14 protein-coding genes are annotated in these 19334 nt (G+C 60.9%); 9 read left to right on the top strand and 5 right to left on the bottom strand.

Annotation, left to right across the window (positions count from 1 at the left end):
• Positions 1-53: 53 nt before the first annotated feature.
• Entirely contained in the window at positions 54-1061 is a 1008-nt protein-coding gene (locus AAF555_07510) for a hypothetical protein (protein MEM6911417.1), read from the bottom strand.
• A gap of 24 nt (positions 1062-1085) precedes the next feature.
• Positions 1086-1487: a DoxX family protein gene (locus AAF555_07505; protein ID MEM6911416.1), complete on the bottom strand. Its 402-nt coding sequence runs from the start codon at positions 1485-1487 to the stop codon at positions 1086-1088.
• A gap of 190 nt (positions 1488-1677) precedes the next feature.
• Between AAF555_07505 and AAF555_07500 the strand changes: the two genes are divergently transcribed.
• The 6 genes from AAF555_07500 (at position 1678) to AAF555_07475 (ending at position 8690) form a co-directional block, all read left to right on the top strand.
• Positions 1678-2970, top strand: a complete 1293-nt coding sequence (locus tag AAF555_07500; protein MEM6911415.1) for an O-acetylhomoserine aminocarboxypropyltransferase/cysteine synthase family protein — start codon at positions 1678-1680, stop codon at positions 2968-2970.
• Between the two features lie 307 nt (positions 2971-3277).
• Positions 3278-4942 (top strand): LptF/LptG family permease, encoded by a 1665-nt coding sequence (locus AAF555_07495; protein MEM6911414.1) that lies wholly within the window; start codon positions 3278-3280, stop codon positions 4940-4942.
• Between the two features lie 10 nt (positions 4943-4952).
• Positions 4953-5501, top strand: a complete 549-nt coding sequence (locus AAF555_07490) for a hypothetical protein (GenBank protein ID MEM6911413.1) — start codon at positions 4953-4955, stop codon at positions 5499-5501.
• 27 nt (positions 5502-5528) lie between these two features.
• Positions 5529-6557: a tRNA dihydrouridine synthase DusB gene (gene dusB / locus AAF555_07485; protein MEM6911412.1), complete on the top strand. Its 1029-nt coding sequence runs from the start codon at positions 5529-5531 to the stop codon at positions 6555-6557.
• 112 nt (positions 6558-6669) lie between these two features.
• Positions 6670-7929: a M48 family metallopeptidase gene (locus AAF555_07480; protein ID MEM6911411.1), complete on the top strand. Its 1260-nt coding sequence runs from the start codon at positions 6670-6672 to the stop codon at positions 7927-7929.
• 119 nt (positions 7930-8048) lie between these two features.
• Positions 8049-8690 (top strand): protocatechuate 3,4-dioxygenase, encoded by a 642-nt coding sequence (locus tag AAF555_07475; protein MEM6911410.1) that lies wholly within the window; start codon positions 8049-8051, stop codon positions 8688-8690.
• Positions 8691-8912: 222 nt separating this feature from the next.
• Here AAF555_07475 and AAF555_07470 read toward each other — a convergent pair whose 3' ends face one another.
• The 3 genes from AAF555_07470 to rdgB form a co-directional block, all read right to left on the bottom strand.
• Positions 8913-10439, bottom strand: coding sequence for a sulfatase-like hydrolase/transferase (locus AAF555_07470; GenBank protein MEM6911409.1), 1527 nt, complete (start codon positions 10437-10439; stop codon positions 8913-8915).
• A 348-nt stretch (positions 10440-10787) separates the two neighbouring features.
• Positions 10788-13868, bottom strand: a complete 3081-nt coding sequence (locus AAF555_07465) for a DUF1566 domain-containing protein (GenBank protein MEM6911408.1) — start codon at positions 13866-13868, stop codon at positions 10788-10790.
• 465 nt (positions 13869-14333) lie between these two features.
• Entirely contained in the window at positions 14334-14966 is a 633-nt protein-coding gene (rdgB, locus tag AAF555_07460; protein ID MEM6911407.1) for an RdgB/HAM1 family non-canonical purine NTP pyrophosphatase, read from the bottom strand.
• A gap of 85 nt (positions 14967-15051) precedes the next feature.
• Between rdgB and AAF555_07455 the strand changes: the two genes are divergently transcribed.
• The 3 genes from AAF555_07455 to AAF555_07445 all read left to right on the top strand — a co-directional run.
• Positions 15052-15501 carry a thioredoxin family protein gene (locus AAF555_07455; GenBank protein ID MEM6911406.1) on the top strand — a complete coding sequence of 150 codons (450 nt, stop codon included), beginning with the start codon at positions 15052-15054 and terminating at the stop codon, positions 15499-15501.
• A 102-nt stretch (positions 15502-15603) separates the two neighbouring features.
• The gene (locus AAF555_07450; protein ID MEM6911405.1) at positions 15604-18207 is read left to right on the top strand and encodes a class I tRNA ligase family protein; all 2604 of its coding nucleotides are present in this window, start codon (positions 15604-15606) and stop codon (positions 18205-18207) included.
• A 268-nt stretch (positions 18208-18475) separates the two neighbouring features.
• Positions 18476-19334 (top strand): IS630 family transposase (locus AAF555_07445; protein ID MEM6911404.1); only part of this gene is annotated, 859 nt, incomplete at its 3' end.

Below are 19334 nucleotides of genomic sequence, written 5' to 3'. Positions count from 1 at the left end.
CGCGCGCGCCCCCCCCCGGCGCCTCCCACCAAGCGCCCTCACGAAGTCATTCCTCAAGGCTCGTCCAGCAAATCTCCCACAGAAATCGCCTCCACCGAATCCAACTCCGGCTTGCCCCCCCGCTTGCCGCTCCCGGAGGCCACATACATCTGCCCGCCGTGAATGGCCAAGCCCGCTCCATGCCGGCCCCGGTTCAAGGGCGGGCAGGGGAGCCAACGGCTCTCAGCAAAGGAAAATCGCTCCACCTCTCGGTGGGCCAAATCCTGGCCCGACTCGCCACCAACCACAAAAATCGTCTCCTCGTGCGCCACCGCCATGCACCCAGCCCGGGGCGTGGGCAGACGAGCTTCGTGGGTGAACCACGCCTCTCTCTCCAAATCAAAGTAATCCACCTCCGCAATCGTCTCTTGGAAGGTCCGCTTGACGGCCGCATGGGTCGTCCTCCCGCCCGCTGCCACCACCTTGCCATCAATGACCGCCACATGAAAATGGTCCCGCGCCCTGGGAGCATCCGGCAACTCCGTCCAGCGCCCCGTCTTCCAATTCCAGCGATCCGTCCAAGGGACAAACCCATCCCAATGGCCATTCACAATCCCAGCCACCAGGTAGACCTCCTCCCCCACCACCGCCACCCCAGCCGCGCCTCGTCTCCGGTTTTTCGGAATCCGGGGCCCCTTCTCCCAACTATCCTCCTCGGGATCAAAAAACCAGATATTCGGCACCGGCTTTTCCTTAGGATACTTGCCCGTGAAGGCGCCGATCACGGCAATCCTCCCCTCGATGACGACCGCTTGAAAATGGTGCAATTCCAAAGGCGGCTTGGCCATCGGGACCCAAGTCTGGCTGGCCAGGTCGAAACGATCGACGGGGTTCTTGCGTCGCCCACCCACTAGATAGAGCGACTCTCCCAAGGTCACCATGCTGGCCTCATGCCGCGCCGTGCACTCTCCCCGGGTCGGGAGAGTCTTCCAAGACGCCCCTTCTAAAACCGAAAGCGAGGCCAGAAAAAAAGCCGCCCCCCAGCGACCGACCGCCGGCCGAAGGTATGTCAAAAACGCCATCCGCAACACGCTCCGCCCTCCCCCTCAGGCCTTGGCCGCCTCCTTCCGGAAAAGCGTGGCGCGAGAAATGATCACCATCACAAAAGGCAAGACCGCAATGAGATCGTTGTCCTCCGGGTTGATGGGATTGAAGACATGCGCACCGATCGCCAGCAGAAGATTGAAAAACATCCCGGCGTAGGCCCACTCGCGGATCCACTTCGGCACAAAAGGCAGCCAGAGCGCGAGCGCCCCCGCCACTTTCATGATCCCCATCGGCAAAATGAGCCAGCCGGGAAAACCAATCGCATTGTAGTCACCCTGCATCTCAAAGCTAAAGGCCGCTTCGATCCGCTCACTACCAGCCAAGTAAGTCAAGCCGCCCCCGACCATGAAAAGGGTCACCAGCCCGGTCGAAAGATAGTAAAGAATATTGTTCACCTTCATCCCGCACCAAGGCAGCGCCCCGTCCCCGTCGTCAATCGGGAAAATTTTCCTTCCAATGGCCAATTTTCCGCGAAGAAAGGGCCGCAGCGCCAAAGCGGACGCCAATCGCGGGCAAAGGCCAACCATTCTCCCCGAACTCCCGGCGAGAACTCCTTGCTCAGAAGGGAACCCCGGCCACCTTCCCTCCCTCATGAAACTCGAAACTCTCTGTCTCCACGGCGGGCAAGCGCCCGACCCCACCACCAACTCCCGAGCCGTCCCCGTCTACCGGACCAGCTCCTTTGTTTTTGATTCGACAGAGCACGCAGCCAACCTCTTCGCCCTCAAAGAACTGGGAAACATCTACTCCCGGCTCATGAACCCCACGAACGACGTGCTCGAAAAGCGTCTCTCCCTCCTGGAAGGAGCGCCCGAGCCCGGGGGACTGGCGCACGCCTCCGGCACGGCCGCCGTCTTCAACACCGTCATCAACCTGGCCCAAGCCGGGGACAACATCATCTCCGCGCGCAACCTCTACGGCGGCTCCTACACCCAATTCCACGACATCTTGCCGAAACTGGGGATCGAAGTCCGCTTCGTCGACTCGCAAGACCCGGCCAACTTTGCAGCCGCCGCCGATGACAAAACCCGCGCCTTCTTCACGGAAACCGTCTCCAATCCCGCCCTGGAAGTCGCCGACTTGGAAGCCATCGCCCAGCACGCGCACGACCTGGGCTTGCCCTTGGTGGTGGACTCCACCTTCACCACCCCGGCTATGCTGCGCCCCCTCGACTTCGGGGCCGACATCGTGATCCACTCCCTGACCAAATGGCTGGGAGGCCACGGAGCCGGCATCGGCGGCCTGGTGATTGACTCCGGCCGCTTCTCTTGGGGCGCCGGCAAGCACCCGCTCTACGACGAGCCGGACACCTCCTACCACGGCCTCCGCTGGGGCCACGACCTCCCGGAACCGCTCGCCCCCCTCGCCTTCATCCTTCGCATGCGGACCGTGCCCATGCGGAACCTCGGGGCCTGCCTCGCGCCCGACGCGGCTTGGACCTTCCTCCAGGGAGTGGAAACCCTCTCTTTGCGGATGGAGCGCCACTGCGCCAACTCGCTGGCCGTCGCCCAGCACCTCTCCCAACACCCGAGCGTGGAATGGGTCCGCTACCCGGGGCTTGCCTCCGACCCCGAATACGCCAAGAACCAGAAATACCTCGGCGGGCAAGGCGGCCCCATGGTCGTGTTCGGCATCCAGGGCGGCGCGGAAGCCGGCAAAAAATTCATCGAAGCCCTCGGCCTCTTCTCCCACCTCGCGAACGTGGGAGACGCCAAAAGCCTCGCCATCCATCCCGCCACCACCACCCACAGCCAACTCAATGAAGAGCAGCAGCTCGCCGGAGGCATCCGCCCCGAGCTCATCCGCCTGAGCGTGGGCATCGAGCACATCGACGACATCCTAGCCGACCTCGATCAGGCCCTCTCGGTGGCCGCCACTTCCTGAGCCAGGAACGTTTCACCCCCTTCGCTGGGCGAAGGGGGGAGACTGGCAAAATAGGCCCCCTCCGGAGCCGGCGGGCTCACCCTCAATGAGTGCGAAGCGCTTCTCAAAACGCTGAAAGTGGCCCCCTCCTCGTTTGAGGAAACTCCAGCAGAAGACGGGGCCAAACACGGCTCTCTTTGCCACAGCGGCTTCGAAGCTTCCGCTGACTTCTGTCCCGACTGCGGGCACATCAAACTGCTGCCGAGGGCCAACCCTTCCACGTTGACAGACCCCTCCTGCTGACCGCTTTTGCTACCTGGTCAGGCCCATGGATTTTCAGCGTTATGCCATCAAAGTCGCAAAAGAAGCTGAGCGCTTTTGGCAACGCCTCATGGGCAGCCGGCGCGCCTTGGGACTCTATGTCCTCGGCACCCTCCTCGTCTTCGCGCTCTGGTTCCGGGATGCCTGGCCCAGCCAAGGGTTTCAGGAGAGTGGCTTTGTGGCCATCGCCCCGGCTCTCTGGCCACAAATCGCCGCTCTTTTGTTGGCGCTTCTTCCGCTGAAAGTGCGAATCGCTCGTCGCCTGGGCAGCGCCCTCCCGACGACCGCTCTCTTCAGCACCCTCGGGATCATGCTCTGGCTCCCAGCGGAACTGGCCCTCAATTTCCGCGCCGCCACCGAAGGCGGCTTGGGTGAACCTCCCGCCTTGGGAGCCTACCTCGGCTACCTGGCGCTGGTGGCCTTTCTTCTGGCCTCTCCCGTCTTGATGGTCTGGCTCTACTCCAAAGCCACCCGCCAAGATCGCTACCTCGTCGGCCACCTCCTCCCCCCAGTCGTCATCAGCTTGCTGGCCTTCAGCAGCATCTGGATTGTGATCGACTTGAGCGACAATGGGCCGGACTTCGCGCAAGGGGGTCTCGGCCTCTCCGAGGTAGCCGGTTTTTACTTCAAGCAGCTTCCGGAAATCCTGGTCCTCATCCTACCGATTTCCCTCCTCCTCGGCACCCTCTACTCGCTGACCCGTATGTCGAAGGCCAACGAACTGACCGCCATGATCGGCTCCGGTCGCCACCCTCTGCGAGTGCTGCTCCCCGTCCTCCTGGCCGGGGCCTACGCCAGCTTGGCCGCCCTCGCCATGAACTACCAGTGGTCGGCCTGGGCCCGCGCCAGCAATGACTCCACTCTCAATGCCCTCACCTCGAGGGAAGAGGGGCAGACGCTCATCGAAAACCATCCCTTCCTCAATCGAAGTGAGCATCGAGACTGGTTCATCGGTCGCTTCCCCTTCGCCTTCCACCTGGGAGAGCCCCTCCGCCACGTCATCGTCCGCCAGTTCGACGCCGCTCGCAACCCCGTCGCCACCTACCACGCCACGGAAGTCACCTGGGACGCGGAAACCAACCACTGGACCTTGGAAAAGGGACGCGTCGAGCACTTCGATGGCGAAGCCGTCCCCATGCGAATCGTGCCCTTCACGGCCAGCCATGAACGAGGAGAGGATCGCTTGGTCCTTCGCGAATGGAGCGAAACCCCCTTCCAAGTGGCCTCCAGTGGCCTCCTCGAAAAACACCTCGGCGTCCCTCAGCTGCAAAGCTACCTCATCGCCAATCGCCAAAGCCCGGACAAGCAGTTGGCCCCTTACCGCACCCACCTTCACCGCCTCTTGGCCGAGCCCTTCGTGACCTTTCTCCTCTGCTTCTTGGCGGCTCCCTTGGCCCTCGTCAGCTCCCGGCGAGGGGTCCTCGGGGGCGTGGCCACCGCCATCGGCCTCTTCGCTGGCATCACCATCCTGACCAGCTTTTTCTCAGCCCTCGGCCAGTCCCACGCCCTCCCCGCGCCGCTGGCAGCCTGGGCCGCCAACCTCCTCTTTGGCGGAATCGGGGGATGGATCATCTACTGCCGCTTCGCCAACCGGCCCACTTGGCCCTTCCAAAAACAGAGAGAAGCCAAGCCTCTTGAACCCAGCTCCCTGCCCGAACACTCCCCCAGCTAAAAAAGCCCCCATGATCCAGGAAAAATGGAACCTTCGCCGACGGGGCACCCGTTGCGCGATCACAGAAGAAGCCTTCGCCGACCAACAAATCATCGTGACCGCTCTCTTTGAGGACCCGGAGTCAAACGACCTGCTCCGTCGTGACTACTCGGAAGAAGGCTGGGCTGAGCGCCCCTCTCAGGACCGCCCCTTCTCCTCGTGGCGGAGCGAATTCAAAGCAGACCCCCCGAAAGAAGAAGCCGTCCAAGTAGTCCCGCACGATCCCGAATCCCTGCTCCGCGCCCTCATCGAACAAGACGACCCCCTGACCGAAAACGCTCGTTACATCTTGGCCGTCATGCTGGAACGTAAGAAACTCCTCCGCCCGCAAGACGAGCAAAACCTCGGTGAAACCCGTCTGCTCATCTACGAGCACGCCAAAAGCGGGGAGGTCTTCATGGTGGCCGACCCGCGCATCCCCTTGTCCCAGGTCGATCAAGTGCAAAGCGAAGTCACCGAACTCCTAGAAAACCCCGAGCGCCTCTTCCCCGAACCCCGAACCCCGAACCCCGAAAACTGAAAACTGAAAACTGAAAACTGAAACCCCATGAAATGGCTCTCCCCCCAACGCCCCCCCCTCTACCTCGCCCCCATGGCAGGCATCACGGACCTCATCTTCCGGGATCTCTGCAAGGAGCAAGGAGCCGAGGTCATGGTGACGGAATTCGTGAGCGCGGAAGGGATCTTGCAGGCAGACGAGCGGACCCGTAAATACACCGAATTTGAGGAAGGCCAGCGCCCGGTGGGGGTGCAGCTCTTCGGCGCGGACGGGACCCGCATGGGAGAAGCCGCCCGCAAGATCATCGACTGGAAACAACCGGATTTTATCGACATCAACTTCGGCTGCCCGGTCAACAAAGTGGTCGCCAAAAATGGAGGTTCCTCCCTCCTGCGCGATTGCCCTCTCTTAACCAGCGTGGCCGAAGAAATCGTCCGAGCCGTTGAACCCACCGGCATCCCGGTGACCGCCAAAATCCGCATCGGCTGGGACAGCCAAAGCATCAACGCCCCTCAGGTCGTCGGTCTGCTAGAGGGCTGCGGGATCCAAGCGGTCACCATCCACGGCCGGACCCGCGCTCAGGGTTACAGCGGGGAAGCGGATTGGGAAGTGATTGGCGACTGCGCCGAACTGGCCCGCATTCCCATCATTGGAAATGGCGACCTGCGGAGCGGGCACGACGTGCAACGCCGCCTCCAAGAAACCAAAGTCCGTGGCGTCATGATCGGCCGCGCCGCCATGCAACGCCCCTGGCTCTTCCGAGAAGCCCGCCACTACCTCGAAACCGGCACACAAATGCCCGAGCCGAGCGCCCAAGAACGCTGGGGATTCATCCGCCGCCACTGCGCCATCGCCATCGAGCAAAAGTATCGCCCGACCGAGGAACTCACTCTCATGTCCATGCGCAGCCGGCTCATGGCCTACAGCAAAGGCCTCCCTTTCGGCAAAAATCTCCGCCAGCAATTCAGCCACCTCAGCAGCCTGACCGAGTTAGAAGACATCGCCGCCACCCACCTCGCCGACCTCGAAAAGCGCGGGGAAGCCCTGGCCGCGCAGCTCATCAGCCTACCATCCTAACCGCAGCGCAGCCGCTTTGACCACCTTGGAATCGAGCCTTCTAACTCCGCGACCAAACTTGGATTGCCCCCCACCTCTCCCCGAAAACTGAACACCGCACCCTAGCAAACTCGTGCTCAACACCTGGTTCTTTCTCCTCCTCTTGATCGTGGTCGGCCTCTACGCCCTCAACGTCATCGCCTCGCTCCTGAATCTCAAAGCGCTGCAGCCAAAACTCCCACAGGAATTCGCCGACACCTTTGACGCCGAGAAATACACCCAGAGCCAGGAATACACCCGCGCCCACACCCGCTTCGACCTCGTCGAGAGCACCTTCTCCCTCCTGGTCTTCCTCGCCTTCTGGCTGCTGGGTGGGTTCCCTTGGCTCGACGGCATCATCGCCAGCTGGGGCTGGGGGCCAGTCGGCACCGGCCTCGCCTTCTTCGGCCTGCTCTTTTTAGCCAACACGCTCTTAGGCCTTCCCTTCAACCTCTATGACACCTTCGTGCTCGAAGAACGATTCGGCTTCAACCAAACCACGCCCGCCACCTTTGTGGCCGACTTCTGCAAGAACCTGGCGCTCGCGGCCCTCCTCGGGCTGCCACTTCTCGCGCTCTTGCTCTGGATCTTCGCCACGGTGCCTGCCGCCTGGTTCTGGGCGTGGATCGTGGTTTCGGCCTTCTCCCTGCTGCTAACTTGGCTCGCCCCCACCTACCTCCTCCCCCTCTTTAACAAGTTCCAAGCGCTGGAAGACGGAGAACTGAAGAACAAGATCCACGCTATGGCGGAAAAGTGCCATTTCCCGCTCACCGAGATCTCCATCATGGACGGCTCCAAACGCTCTGCCAAGGCCAACGCCTTCTTCACCGGTTTCGGCAAGCGCAAGAAAATCGCTCTCTACGACACCTTGGTTGAAAAACAAACCACCGGCGAACTCGTGGCCGTGCTCGCGCACGAGATTGGTCACTTCAAGAAAAAGCATATCCACCAGACCATCGTCCTCAGCCTGCTTCAAACCGGCCTTCTCTTCTTTCTCTTGGGTCTCTTCCTGAACCAGGCCGGACTTTACGAAGCCTTCGGCGTCGACACCACGAGCGGCCAACTTCCTGTCTATCTTGGCATTCTTTTCTTCACGGTCCTTTTCAAACCCATCAGCCGCATCATCGGCATCGGCATGAACATCTTCAGTCGCAAAAACGAATTCGAAGCCGACGCCTACGCCGCCGAAGTGACCAGCCAGCCCAACGATCTGGTGACCGCGCTCAAAAAACTCAGTGCCAGCAACTTGAGCAATCTCACGCCCCATCCGCTCCACGTCTTTATGGACCACTCCCACCCCCCGGTTTTGCAGCGAATCCGCGCGCTCCGGACCCTGGCGGTGGCTACGCCCTAGTCGTGGGCAAAGAAGACCCTGTCCTGGGAATGACTTGGAAGAAGGAGCCAGGACGCGCCTCCGGCAGGATTGAGAAAACATCCGGGAAATACTTGGGCGGCTCCAGCCTCTCACCTCGCATGAAGCGACGAAACTTCCTTCTCCACACGGCGGGCGGCGGCTTGGCGGCTGCCGGAACCGCCCTCGGAGCCAACCGTGTCTCGCCACCCCAGCCGGCCACCCCCTCCGAAGTGCAAGGGCCGTTCTATCCTGTTTTTGCGCCAGCCGACCAGGACTTCGACCTCACCCAAGTCGAAGGCTACCCCGTCCAGGCTCAAGGGCGCCCCATCTTCATCTCTGGCACAGTCCAAGACACCTCGGGCCAGGCCGTGGAGGGGGCGACCGTCGACCTCTGGCAAGCCAACGCGGCCGGCCGCTATCGCCATCCGCACGACCGCAATCCCGCCCCCCTCGACGAGGGCTTCCAAGGCTGGGCCATCGTGCCCAGCGGAAAAGCCGGTCGCTTCCGCTTTCGCACCATCTTTCCGGGCGCCTACCCCGTCGCCGAAGGCTGGGACCGGCCCCCTCATATTCACTTCAAGGTCAGCAAACGGGGGTATGAGGAACTGGTCACCCAAATGTATTTCCCGGGACAAGCGCTCAACCAAAAGGATGCCCTTCTCCAGCGAAAGAGCCCGGAAGAACAGCGGCTCCTGATCGCAGAGCGCGTCTCACGCGATCCGGAGACCTATCTCTTCCGGATCACCCTCCAGAAGGTCTGATACCAAGCTGCAGAATTGGCTGGTAGAATGGCCGAGTGGATTTCGGGCCAGACCAAGGCGCCACGAGGGCGCGGTGCAGGCGCCGTAACCGAGGAGCAACCCAGGGCTAGCTCGAAAGACACCGGCTCTCCCTTCCCCGCTCTTCAGCGCCTCTTCCCCAAAACACCTTCCCTCCATTCTACCAGCCAATTCTGGAGGTTGGTATGAGACCAAACTCCGGGATCACAACTCGTCCTCCGCCAGCGGACGCGTTCCCTCAAAGGGTCCCCAGCGCTGGTATTTGGCGTAGTTTTTGTGCCGCTGGTAGACCTCTGGGTCATACTCTGGATTGACCTTCGGAAAGCGAGCTTCCACCTCCTCCAAGTAAGTCATCATTTGCTCAAAGAGTCTCTCATGGGTCTCGGGAAACTGCCGGGCGATGTTGGTGGTTTCACCCGGGTCGTCCGCCAAATTGAAAAGCATCGGAATATCCGGACGCTCATAGAAGTGGATGACCTTGGCATCGCCTGCCACGATGATGGAGTGCGGAATTTCTTCTCGGTAGTGGGGCACATGGAGATAGAGCGGACGGTTTAGGAACTCCCGATCCGGATCTTGGCCAGCCATATAGGCTGCCAGGCTCACGCCATCTATCTCGGGAAGCGTTTCCGGATCTCCTCCGGCCCATTCCACGAAGGTGGGCAGAAAGTCATAGTTGATGACATTGCCTTCGAAAGTGGAGTTGGCTGCAATCCCAGGGCCCTTCACAAACATGGGAACCCGGATGCCCCCTTGCCAAGCCCACCACTTGTGGGCGTGGAGGGGCTGCTTGGTGCCCGGGGTGATTCCCAGCGCGGAGTGGCGGTAGCCATTGTCTGAGACCACCACCACATAGGTGTTGTCCTCGATCCCCAAGCTGGCCAGCGTGTCGAGCACCGCTCCGATGCGACCATCCAAATCCTCTCCCATGCCCAGCCACATCGCAGGATCCTGCTTGGGCTTGGGGCGCTTTGCGAGCGTTTCGTAGTAGGCCTGGAGCTTCGGATGAGCAGCGTATTTCTCAAAAGTTTCCGGCAGGCACTGGCTCCCGGCATGCATGGCATAGTGGGAGATCTGGCAATAGAACGGACGGTCTTGAGCTGCCTGCTCCTTGATGAAGCCAATGGCTTTTTCCGTGATGCTGAACATCAGCTTGGGATCCTTTTCCGCGATCGCGGGGTCCTTCGGAGTGCCCGGCTTGTTGTCGGTATCGCCGTCGTGCAAGACATACCCCTCCGCTCCCGGGTCGCTGTAGAGATGCCATTTCCCCAAATGGGCACTCACATAACCAAGGGGCTCCAGGGCCTCGGGAATGGTGAGGGCATCGGCATCGAGAGACTCATCTGCGATATTGGGCACCAGAGGAAGATTACGGTATTGCGGCCGGGTGTCATAGTAGTCGTCTTTTTGATTTCCGAGAACGAGCGTCAAGCCCGTGCGGGGACCGGACTGCCCGGTTTGCAGGGAAGCCCTGGCCGGGGCGCATTGGTGGGAGCCGTAGGCATTCGTGAACTTCATCCCCTCCCGCGCGAGCTGCTCCAAACGCGGCATCTCCAGAATCGGCATGAAGGAGTTCTCCACCGAATCATTCATTGGAATGGGCGAGCCATTCCAAGCCCAATCGTCGAGGTAAAACAAAACGATATTCGGCTTCTCCTGTCCCACCAGGCCAGTCGAGGCCCAGCCAAGGAAGGAGCACACCAGCAACAAGAAAAAACGGGGGGCAATCATCGCAAAAAGCTTTCAGGTTTCAAAAAGAATCCCTGCCACAAAGAGGCCCCGCAAGCAACCGTCAGACTAAGGCACCGCCTTGACCTCCCCGAAACCTGAAACCTACCAATCCCTCCCATCGCCGAGCATGCGGTGGACTCCTCATACCAAGCTGCAGAATCGGCTGGGAGAATGGCCGAGTGGATTTCGGGCCAGGCCAAGGCGCGACGAGGGCGCGGTGCAGGCACCGTAACCGAGGAGCAACGCAGGGCTGGTTCGAAAGACACCGGCTCTTCCTTCCCCGCGCTTCAGCGCCTCTTCCCCACACCTCCTTCCCTCCATTCTACCAGTGAATTCTGGAGGTTGGTATCAGAGAGAGGAGCGCACTTCAATCGAAACCGCATCGAACTCGCGAGCCGCACCGCCCTGTCCCGCCGGCTGGTCGGGAAAAATGACTCGGGCGGCCGCATAGGGACCTCCATTGGCTGGCGCGAGGCGCACTTTGACCCAGTAGCGGTCTGCCAGGTCATCGCTCTCGTCCGCCAGGCTCGTCCCCGAGTTGAACCTCCCGAGAATGGTGGCCGCTTGGCCGTCCACCGTGACGGAGGTGACCGCAATCTCGTTGCCGTTCGGACGGGTGAACCCAGGCACGACCGGGGTCACTCCCGTGGTGGGCAGCTCCAGATAAAGCGTGTCAAAGCTGGAACTCGGGCCATCACTGTAGCCCCCGCCGAGCGAGGCCTCCTTGGCCAGACAGGCCTGGTAGGCCGCGAGGGCCGCTCCGCTCAAGCTGTTGAGATCGAGGGGACTCTGTTCGTTCTCGTCGAAAGCGGGCCAGCCGACGTTGTAGAACTCGAAAATTGGGTCGTCCAGCTCGCTCGTGAGGTCTTGGAGAACGATCAGCTTGTAGTCAGGGTGGCTTGCGAGGCGGAGGGAGCGCCGGGCCTCGTCCCCGTCATTGCTCTCACAAACGACGCAGCGCCCGCCACTCTCCCCTCCCTCCAGCAGAGGAAGGAGGCTCTCGGACTGGGTATTCTGTGCCGCCAACTGGGGGACCCCCAGCTCGTTGATACCAGCCAGCTCCAAAATCGTGGCAAAGAGATCCACGCAATGAACGAGCGCATCGCTCGTCGATCCCGGCGCGACCGTGACTGCGGGACCCTTCACCAGGAAAGGCACATGGGTTCCCCCATTGTAAATGGAGCCCTTGGAATTCCCGTTGCCATAGGGCGCTTGCACGATGGCCCCAGGGGTGCCGTTGTCCCCCATCAGCAGGATAGTGGTCTGCGCTGGGTCGATCGCTTGCAAAAGCCGCCCCATCTCGGTGTCGAGCGCCTCCAGCATCTTACGGTATTGGAAGGAACTGGTGGACTCCCCCACCTCTTGGGCGGAATAGCCATCCGGCGGAGCCAGCTCTGCCGGCGGATCGTGATAGGGGGAGTGGGGCGCATTGAAGGCCACCCAAGCGAACCAAGGCTGGCCCGCGGCGACCCGCTCTCTGATGAAAGCCTCGGCTTCATTCACTTGGTCGGTGGTGCTGTAGACCGAAGTCGTCTCGACCGATCCATTGCTGTTTTTCGACCAGTTGGCGTAGTTGCCCACGCCTCCGCCATTGATGCCGTAAAACTCGGGCCAGCCCCCCCGGTCCGCATAACCGCTGTCCTCTCCTCCCAGATGCCACTTGCCCACCGAGAGCAGGTCATGCGGCGCGCCCATGGTCGCGAAGATCTCCGGCAAAGTGATTTCGGCTTCCGAGAAGTTGCCGGAATCCGCAGGCATCCCCACCCCATGCTGCCAAACTTGACGCCCTGTGAGAATGCTGGCGCGGGTGGGAGAGCAGGCCGGTTGCGAATAGGCTTGGGTGAAGCGCAAGCCTTCGTCAGCCAAGCTTTGGAGAGTCGGCATCTTGGCCAGGAAGACGCCTGGCTCCTGGTTGTCGAGCGGGCTGGCGTCGTGGCCCCAATCATACACAATCAAAAGCAAGATGCTGGCATGCACCCGATGCACCCCGGTCAAAAGCTCTTCCGAATCGGCGAAGCGCACTTCCACGGCGTAGTCGCCCGGCGGCAAACCATAAGTCTCAAAGTCAAAGCTGATCTCGTTGCGGCTGCTCCGAAAGACCGTCTCTAAGTCCACCTCCACCCCGCCCAAAGTCACCGACCGCGGCCCAACCGCCAAATCCTCCGGCGCCGTTCCCGCCAGGGTCACCACGAGGTCGCCCGGCTCCGTCGCCGGCACCAGAGGGGGAGTCAGGCAAGACCGGACCGCCCTGGCATAGTTGTAAATCCGCACCTGGTCGTTTTGCGGGCCATGCCCAGCCGCATAGTCCGCTGGATTGCCGGTTTTGGGATCACTGCGAACCGCGCCCGCTCCGTGGGCGTTGACCGTGGCTTCCAAGGTCGTTTGGTCGATCGCGAGCGACCGCCCGAAAGTTTGGTAGACTCCCCAAGCAAAGAGATCGTCCCCCAGGGAAGTGCTGCTCCAGAACCAGGATTCGGTCTCGCTCACCGAGAACAGGGGGTCGATCGCGACCGTTTGGGCCGCCGCTTCCTCAGCATCGGGGGCCCGGCTGTAATCGACCAAAGTGTGCAACTGCTTGATGTCGGGTAGCAACCAATCGTCATACCCAGCGAAATCGAGCGCTTCCGCCCAAGCGAGCGCCTCCTGCCAATCGAGGGTCCCATCGCCCTGGGAACCTGCCGCGGGAAAGGCCCCACTGTCTTGCGCCATCCACATCAGGCCGGTCGCCAAATCCGTGATCGTTCCATCCCCGTTGTCGATGAAATTGTTCTTGCCATAGGCCGAGTTCCCGCGAACGCAGCGAACAAAGGCCGTCCCAGTCGGGCCGCTCAGCAAGCCATTGGGATAGCCCTTGAGGCGGCCATCAATGAAATTGAAGCCGAAGGTCGCCGAATCGTCGTTGATGGTCCGTCCCACATAGTGAGTCGATGACCAAAACTGCCCATCGATCGCGCGCTTGGTTCCGCCTGTGCTCGCGGGAAAAAAGTTCGTCACACTCAGAGGGTCATGGATCGTGAAAACCGACTCGTCCAAGTAAGGCCGTTCTATCCCGGCGCGGCTGCTGCCATTGTAGTCAGCCAGCGAAAACAACTCCTTGATGGTCGGCAAGCGCCAATCACTCTCCCCCGCCAAAACCAAATTCTCGGCATAGCTCTGCGCTTCGCTCCAAGAGTAAAAAGCCAAGGGTGGCACCTGCTGCCAAATGAGCCCAGTGCGTCGGTCCGTGACCGTGCCGTCTCCGTTGTCCTGATAGCTCGGGGGAGAAACCGCATAGGCCGCATCCTGCCCGCTGAGCGGGGCTCCATCGCTCGGCTCGGGATCGATGACCTGTCCCAAAAGATCGTAGGAACGGCTCTGATTGGTATCCACCGGCAGATACCCGAAAGTGTCATAGTGGACTCGGAAAAAGGAGCGGTCCGAATCGGACATCGCCCAAGCGTGCGGAGACGTCGCCCCTTCCACCTCAGTCCAAGGGTCCCCGAGACGATCGCTCGAAAACAAGCGCCCCTCACCCGGCCAAGTCAAAAGGGCTTGCTCGCCTTGCAGGGCCAGATCCGGCCTCGGCAGCGCATCGGCCCCAACTGGCAACGGGGCACAAAGAGACGAAACGCAAAGAATCCACTCAGGGGAGCGAGGCAGCATAGGGGGAGGGGGTTGGAGAGTGAAACCTTACCAACACCAGAGGCCAGCAAAAGTCGCATCCGGATTTGGCTCCCCTTCACCCCTTATACCAAGCCGCAGAATTGGCTGGTAGAATGGCCGAGTGGATTTCGGCCAGACCAAGGCGCGACGAGGGCGCGGTGCAGGCACCGTAACCGAGGAGCAACCCAGGGCTGGCTCGAAAGACACCGGCTCTCCCTTCCCCGCGCTTCAGCGCCTCTTCCCCACATCACCTTACCTCCATTCTAACAGTGACTTCTGGAGGTTGGTATTAGCCTGCAGCCAATCGAGAACGCCTTGCAAGGCCTTCCCTCGATGGCTCAGCGCATTCTTGATAGCCGCGGGCAACTCCGCAAAGGACCTCTGGTAGCCGATCGGCACAAAAAGGGGATCGTAGCCGAAACCGCCTTTCCCGGCCTCCTCCACTCGGACCACGCCTTCGACCGCTCCCTCAAAAGAGCCAATCGTCTCCCCGCCCCGCGCCAAGGCCATGACACAGCGAAAGCGCGCCGTGCTCTCTGACAGCCCCTTGCCCCGGAGGGCCGCCATCAGCTTCCCACGATTGTCCGCATCGCTCGCCCCCTCCCCCGCATAGCGCGCCGAGCGGACTCCGGGCTGCCTCTTCAGCGCATCCACCTCCAAGCCGCTGTCATCCGCCAAAACCAAACCGGCCACCTGCCGACTGACACTCTCCGCCTTGATGCGCGCATTCCCGTCGAAGGTCGTGGCCGTTTCCTCCTCGGGCTCGATCCCAGGGAACTCCCTCAAGCCGACCACCTCCACGCCCTCCCCCAAGATCTGTCGGATCTCCTCCAGCTTGTGCGCATTGCCGGTCGCGATCACCAACTTCCACTTTCCCTCGGCCATCTTGCACCATGCCCCTTTGGCCCCTTCTTGCAGCTGACTTCTTTTGAGGGAATAAAATGACCTGCCGAAACGACCAATCCTCACCATGAAGCCCATCCCACTCCTCGCCATCAGCCTACTCCTTAGCGTGAGCAGCCCGGCCGATGAACTCTCTTGGCAAACCGACTGGGAAGCCGCCAAGGCCCAAGCTGCCCAGGAACAGAAAGACCTCTTCATTCACTTCACCGGCTCCGACTGGTGCGCCTGGTGCATCAAACTGGACGAAGAAGTCTTCTCCCAAGAAACCTTCCGAGAATACGCTGCGGAGGAATTCATCCTCGTGGAAGTCGACTTCCCACAGCAAATCGAGCAAAGCGAAGCCCTCAAAAAGCAAAACGCCGCCCTCAAAGCCGAATACCACCCCCCCGGCTACCCCAGCATCTTTCTCACCAATCCCGACGGCCTCCCCTACGCCCGCACGGGTTACCGCCCGGGCGGCCCCGAAGCCTACATCGACTATCTCGAGCTCCTCTTGGACTGGAAAGACATGGATTGAAACTTGTTGCAGTTGCTGTGAGGCCCCGGTCGCGCCTCGGTGCTTCCGGGGTTTTCTTTTTGTGCAAACTGGCTACCTTCCGGCCCTTTTTGCACCGCCACCATGAGCCGCACCCGCAAGCAATTTCCCTTCGACGAATTCGAACCCGCCTGGCAAAAACATTGGGTTCAGGAAAAAACCTTTCGCACCCCCCAGCCCGGCGACCTCGACTTCGACCCCAGCAAGCCGAAATACTACGTCCTCGACATGTTTCCCTACCCAAGCGGGGCAGGGCTCCACGTCGGCCACCCCGAAGGCTACACCGCCACCGACATCATCGCTCGCTACAAGCGCATGCGGGGCTTCAACGTGCTCCACCCCATGGGCTGGGACGCCTTCGGCCTGCCCGCGGAGCAATACGCCATCAAAACCGGCCAGCACCCGGCCCTCACCACCGCGGAAAACGTCGCCAACTTCCGCCGCCAACTGCAAGCGCTCGGCTTCGCCTACGACTGGGACCGCGAAGTCAACACCACCGAGCCCGACTACGTCAAATGGACCCAATGGATCTTCCTCCAGCTTTACCATAGCTACTTCGACGAAGCAGAAAACAAGGCCAAGCCCATCAGCGAACTGGAAGCCAAAGGCTGGAAGCGCGAAGATATCGACGACGTCCGCCTCGCCTACGTCGCCGAAACCCCCGTCAACTGGTCCCCCGACCTCGGCACCGTCCTCGCCAACGAAGAAGTCGAAGAATGGAAAGCGAAAGGCCACACCGTCGAGCGTCGCCCCCTCCGCCAATGGATGCTCCGCATCACCGCCTACGCCCAGCGCCTCATCGACGAACTCGAGCCGCTCGACTGGCCTGAATCCATCAAACTACTCCAGCGCAACTGGATCGGGCGCTCCGAAGGCGCGAGTGTGAAGTTTCAGGTTTCAGGTTCTCAGCAGGAAATCGAAGTCTTCACCACCAGACCCGACACCCTCTTCGGCGCCACCTACATGGTCCTCGCCCCCGAACACCCCCTCGTCGCCGACATCACCACCGCCGAGCAAAAGCAAGCCGTCCAAGCCTACCAACAAGCCTGTGCCACCAAAAGCGACCGCGAACGCGGCGACCTCAACCAAGACAAAAGCGGCGTCTTCACCGGCGCCCACGCCCTCAACCCCGTCAACGACGAGCCAATCCCCGTCTGGATCGCCGACTACGTCATGATGGGCTACGGCACCGGCGCCATCATGGCCGTCCCCGCCCACGACGAGCGCGACTTCGAATTCGCCCGAAAATTCGCGCTCGAAATCAAGCAAGTCGTCCAGCCAAACGACGACTCCGATTGGCAAGGCCACACCGCTCCCGGCACCGCCATCCACAGCGGATTTCTCGACGGCCTCCCCACCGCCGAAGCCAAAATCAAAATGATCGCCTGGCTCGAAGAGAAAGGCCTCGGCTCCGGTCGCACCACCTACAAACTGCGCGACTGGCTCTTCAGCCGCCAGCGCTACTGGGGCGAGCCCTTCCCCATCCTCTGGCGCGATGGTCACCACGAAGCCCTTCCCGAAAGCGAACTCCCCCTCCTCGCGCCACCGCTCGAAGACTACAAACCCACCGGCAACCCCGAGCCCATCCTCAGCAAAGCCACCGACTGGGTCAACCAACCCGAAGGCGCCACCCGCGAGACCAACACCATGCCCCAATGGGGCGGAAGCTGCTGGTACTACCTCCGCTACTGCGACGCCCAAAACAACGACCGCTTCCTCTCCGAAGAAGCCGAGCACTACTGGAGCAATGCCGCCGACGGCGGCGAGCCAAATACCGAAAACCCAAAACCGAAAACCGAAAACTTCGCGCGTGGAAGTGCACTCGTTGACTTGTATGTAGGCGGCACCGAACACGCCGTCCTCCACCTCCTCTACGCGCGTTTCTGGCACAAAGTCCTCTTCGACCTCGGCCACCTCAGCACCCCCGAGCCCTTCCAAAAACTCGTCAACCAAGGCCTCATCATGGGCGAAGACGGGCAGAAAATGTCCAAATCCCGCGGCAACGTCGTCAACCCGGACGAAGTGGTCGGCGAATACGGAGCGGACGCCCTCCGGCTCTACGAAATGTTCATGGGCCCCCTCGAACAAGTCAAACCGTGGAGCATGAAAGGCGTCGAAGGCGTCTACCGCTTCCTCGGCCGCGTCTGGCGCGTCGCCTTCACCGAGCAGCAAAACGGCACCTGGCAACTCAGCGAAAAAGTCCAAGACAGCGACCCCCTGGCCGACAAAAAACTCCTCAAAGTCGTCCATGAAACCATCAAAAAAGTCACCGAAGACATCGAACGCCTCAGCTTCAACACCGCCATCAGCCAAATGATGGTCTGCACCAACGCCTTCACCCAGGCCCAAATCATCCCTCACGCCCTCCTCAGCGACTTCCTCAAAGTCCTCAACCCCTTCGCCCCCCACCTCACCGAAGAAATCACCAAGGCGTTGGGCGATAGCCTCCTCAGCGAAAGCACCTGGCCCACCTGGAACGAAGACTACCTCATCGAAAGCGAGATCCAGATCGTCATCCAAGTAAACGGCAAAGTGCGGGACAAGCTCACCGTCCCCAAAGACATCAGCAAAGAAGACATGGAAAAAACGGCCCTCGCTGCCGATAAAATCCAGCCCTACACCGAAGGCAAAACCCTCCGCAAAGTCATCGTCATCCCCGGCAAGCTGGTGAACATCGTTGTAAACTGAAGCTTTACATGAACCTATCTCAAATTCGTTTGAGGTAGAGTTGAAGAGCTGAGAGCTCGATAAAACCAAGGAAGTTGAGCCATTTGAACTCCCAGCGGGAAGTGATTCTACGAGACCAGCGCATCCAGGCAAAGGTTCTCTCGACGGTGAAGCGTCGTCGCATTCTGCGCAGCATTCGTTTGTCTTGAGTCGGCTTCCTCTTTCGATTCTTCTTATACCAATCCACATAAATAACTAGTATAATAGAGGAGAAGTGTTAGTAAGGAGGATGGGAAGACCGCGAGCGAAATTGGATGTGCTGGGGGAGGCCGAGCGATTGAAGCAGGAGTTGAGGAAGCAGAAAGCCGGGATCGTGCGAGAGCGAATGCAGGCGGTAACGCTGGGGCTGGAGGGAGAGTTGAGTTTGCCGGAAATCGCGGCGCAATTGGGGAGAAGTCGGGCCACGATCCAGAACTGGCTGAACACGTATCGGGAGAAGGGAGTGGCAGGGCTGCGAGAGAGCGGACACCATCGGGCTGGCCGCAAGGCCGCATTGGATGAGCGAGGGTGGAAGCAGTTTCGCAAGAAATTGAACCGTGGAAGCTTTCGCACCGTGCGGCAGGCCCAGCAATGGGTGGAGCAACAGTTGAGAGTTCAACGCAGCGAGGAAACAGTGAGGAGGTGGATGGGAAAGCTCGGGGCGAGGCTGAAAGTGGTTCGGCCTCGCCATCCCCGCAGTAAGCACAACAACAAACAAGCCTTCAGAGAGCAGCTGGCCAGAGTTGGCTACCAAGCGCTTCTGGACAAGGGAGCCGAGCGTTGGCGCCAGCGTCCCCTGCGTCTGTGGGTGGCCGATGAAGCGCGCTTCGGCCTGCAAACCAGCCACCGGCGGGCTTGGGTCAGCCGTGGCGTGCGCGCCCACAAGGACAGCACCATCCGCTATGACTGGCAGTATGTCTGGGCGGCTCTGCAGATCGGGGGAGGAGGCAGTGAGTTCCTCTACACCAACAAAGCCGACACCGAGATGAGCGGAAGCTTCCTGGAGCAGATCAGCCGACGTGATCCCCACGCCATCCACCTTGTCATCTGGGACGGAGCGGGCTTCCACCCCCACCATCATCACGCGTCGGTGCCCGAGAACATCGTGC

The sequence above is a fragment of the Verrucomicrobiota bacterium genome, assembly GCA_039027815.1.
Lineage (GTDB): Bacteria > Verrucomicrobiota > Verrucomicrobiia > Verrucomicrobiales > JBCCJK01 > JBCCJK01.
The sequence above is the reverse complement of the archived record's forward strand: the minus strand, read 5'-3'. Positions and strand labels throughout refer to the sequence as shown.

What these genes read in the sequence shown, in the direction of transcription:
- AAF555_07510 (MEM6911417.1), bottom strand. Translation starts at nt 1,061, where the DNA reads ATGGCGTTTTTGACATACCTTCGGCCGGCGGTCGGTCGCTGGGGGGCG.
- AAF555_07505 (MEM6911416.1), bottom strand. Translation starts at nt 1,487, where the DNA reads ATGAAGGTGAACAATATTCTTTACTATCTTTCGACCGGGCTGGTGACC.
- AAF555_07500 (MEM6911415.1), top strand. Translation starts at nt 1,678, where the DNA reads ATGAAACTCGAAACTCTCTGTCTCCACGGCGGGCAAGCGCCCGACCCC.
- AAF555_07495 (MEM6911414.1), top strand. Translation starts at nt 3,278, where the DNA reads ATGGATTTTCAGCGTTATGCCATCAAAGTCGCAAAAGAAGCTGAGCGC.
- AAF555_07490 (MEM6911413.1), top strand. Translation starts at nt 4,953, where the DNA reads ATGATCCAGGAAAAATGGAACCTTCGCCGACGGGGCACCCGTTGCGCG.
- dusB (MEM6911412.1), top strand. Translation starts at nt 5,529, where the DNA reads ATGAAATGGCTCTCCCCCCAACGCCCCCCCCTCTACCTCGCCCCCATG.
- AAF555_07475 (MEM6911410.1), top strand. Translation starts at nt 8,049, where the DNA reads ATGAAGCGACGAAACTTCCTTCTCCACACGGCGGGCGGCGGCTTGGCG.
- AAF555_07470 (MEM6911409.1), bottom strand. Translation starts at nt 10,439, where the DNA reads ATGATTGCCCCCCGTTTTTTCTTGTTGCTGGTGTGCTCCTTCCTTGGC.
- AAF555_07465 (MEM6911408.1), bottom strand. Translation starts at nt 13,868, where the DNA reads ATGTCCGATTCGGACCGCTCCTTTTTCCGAGTCCACTATGACACTTTC.
- rdgB (MEM6911407.1), bottom strand. Translation starts at nt 14,966, where the DNA reads ATGGCCGAGGGAAAGTGGAAGTTGGTGATCGCGACCGGCAATGCGCAC.
- AAF555_07455 (MEM6911406.1), top strand. Translation starts at nt 15,052, where the DNA reads ATGAAGCCCATCCCACTCCTCGCCATCAGCCTACTCCTTAGCGTGAGC.
- AAF555_07450 (MEM6911405.1), top strand. Translation starts at nt 15,604, where the DNA reads ATGAGCCGCACCCGCAAGCAATTTCCCTTCGACGAATTCGAACCCGCC.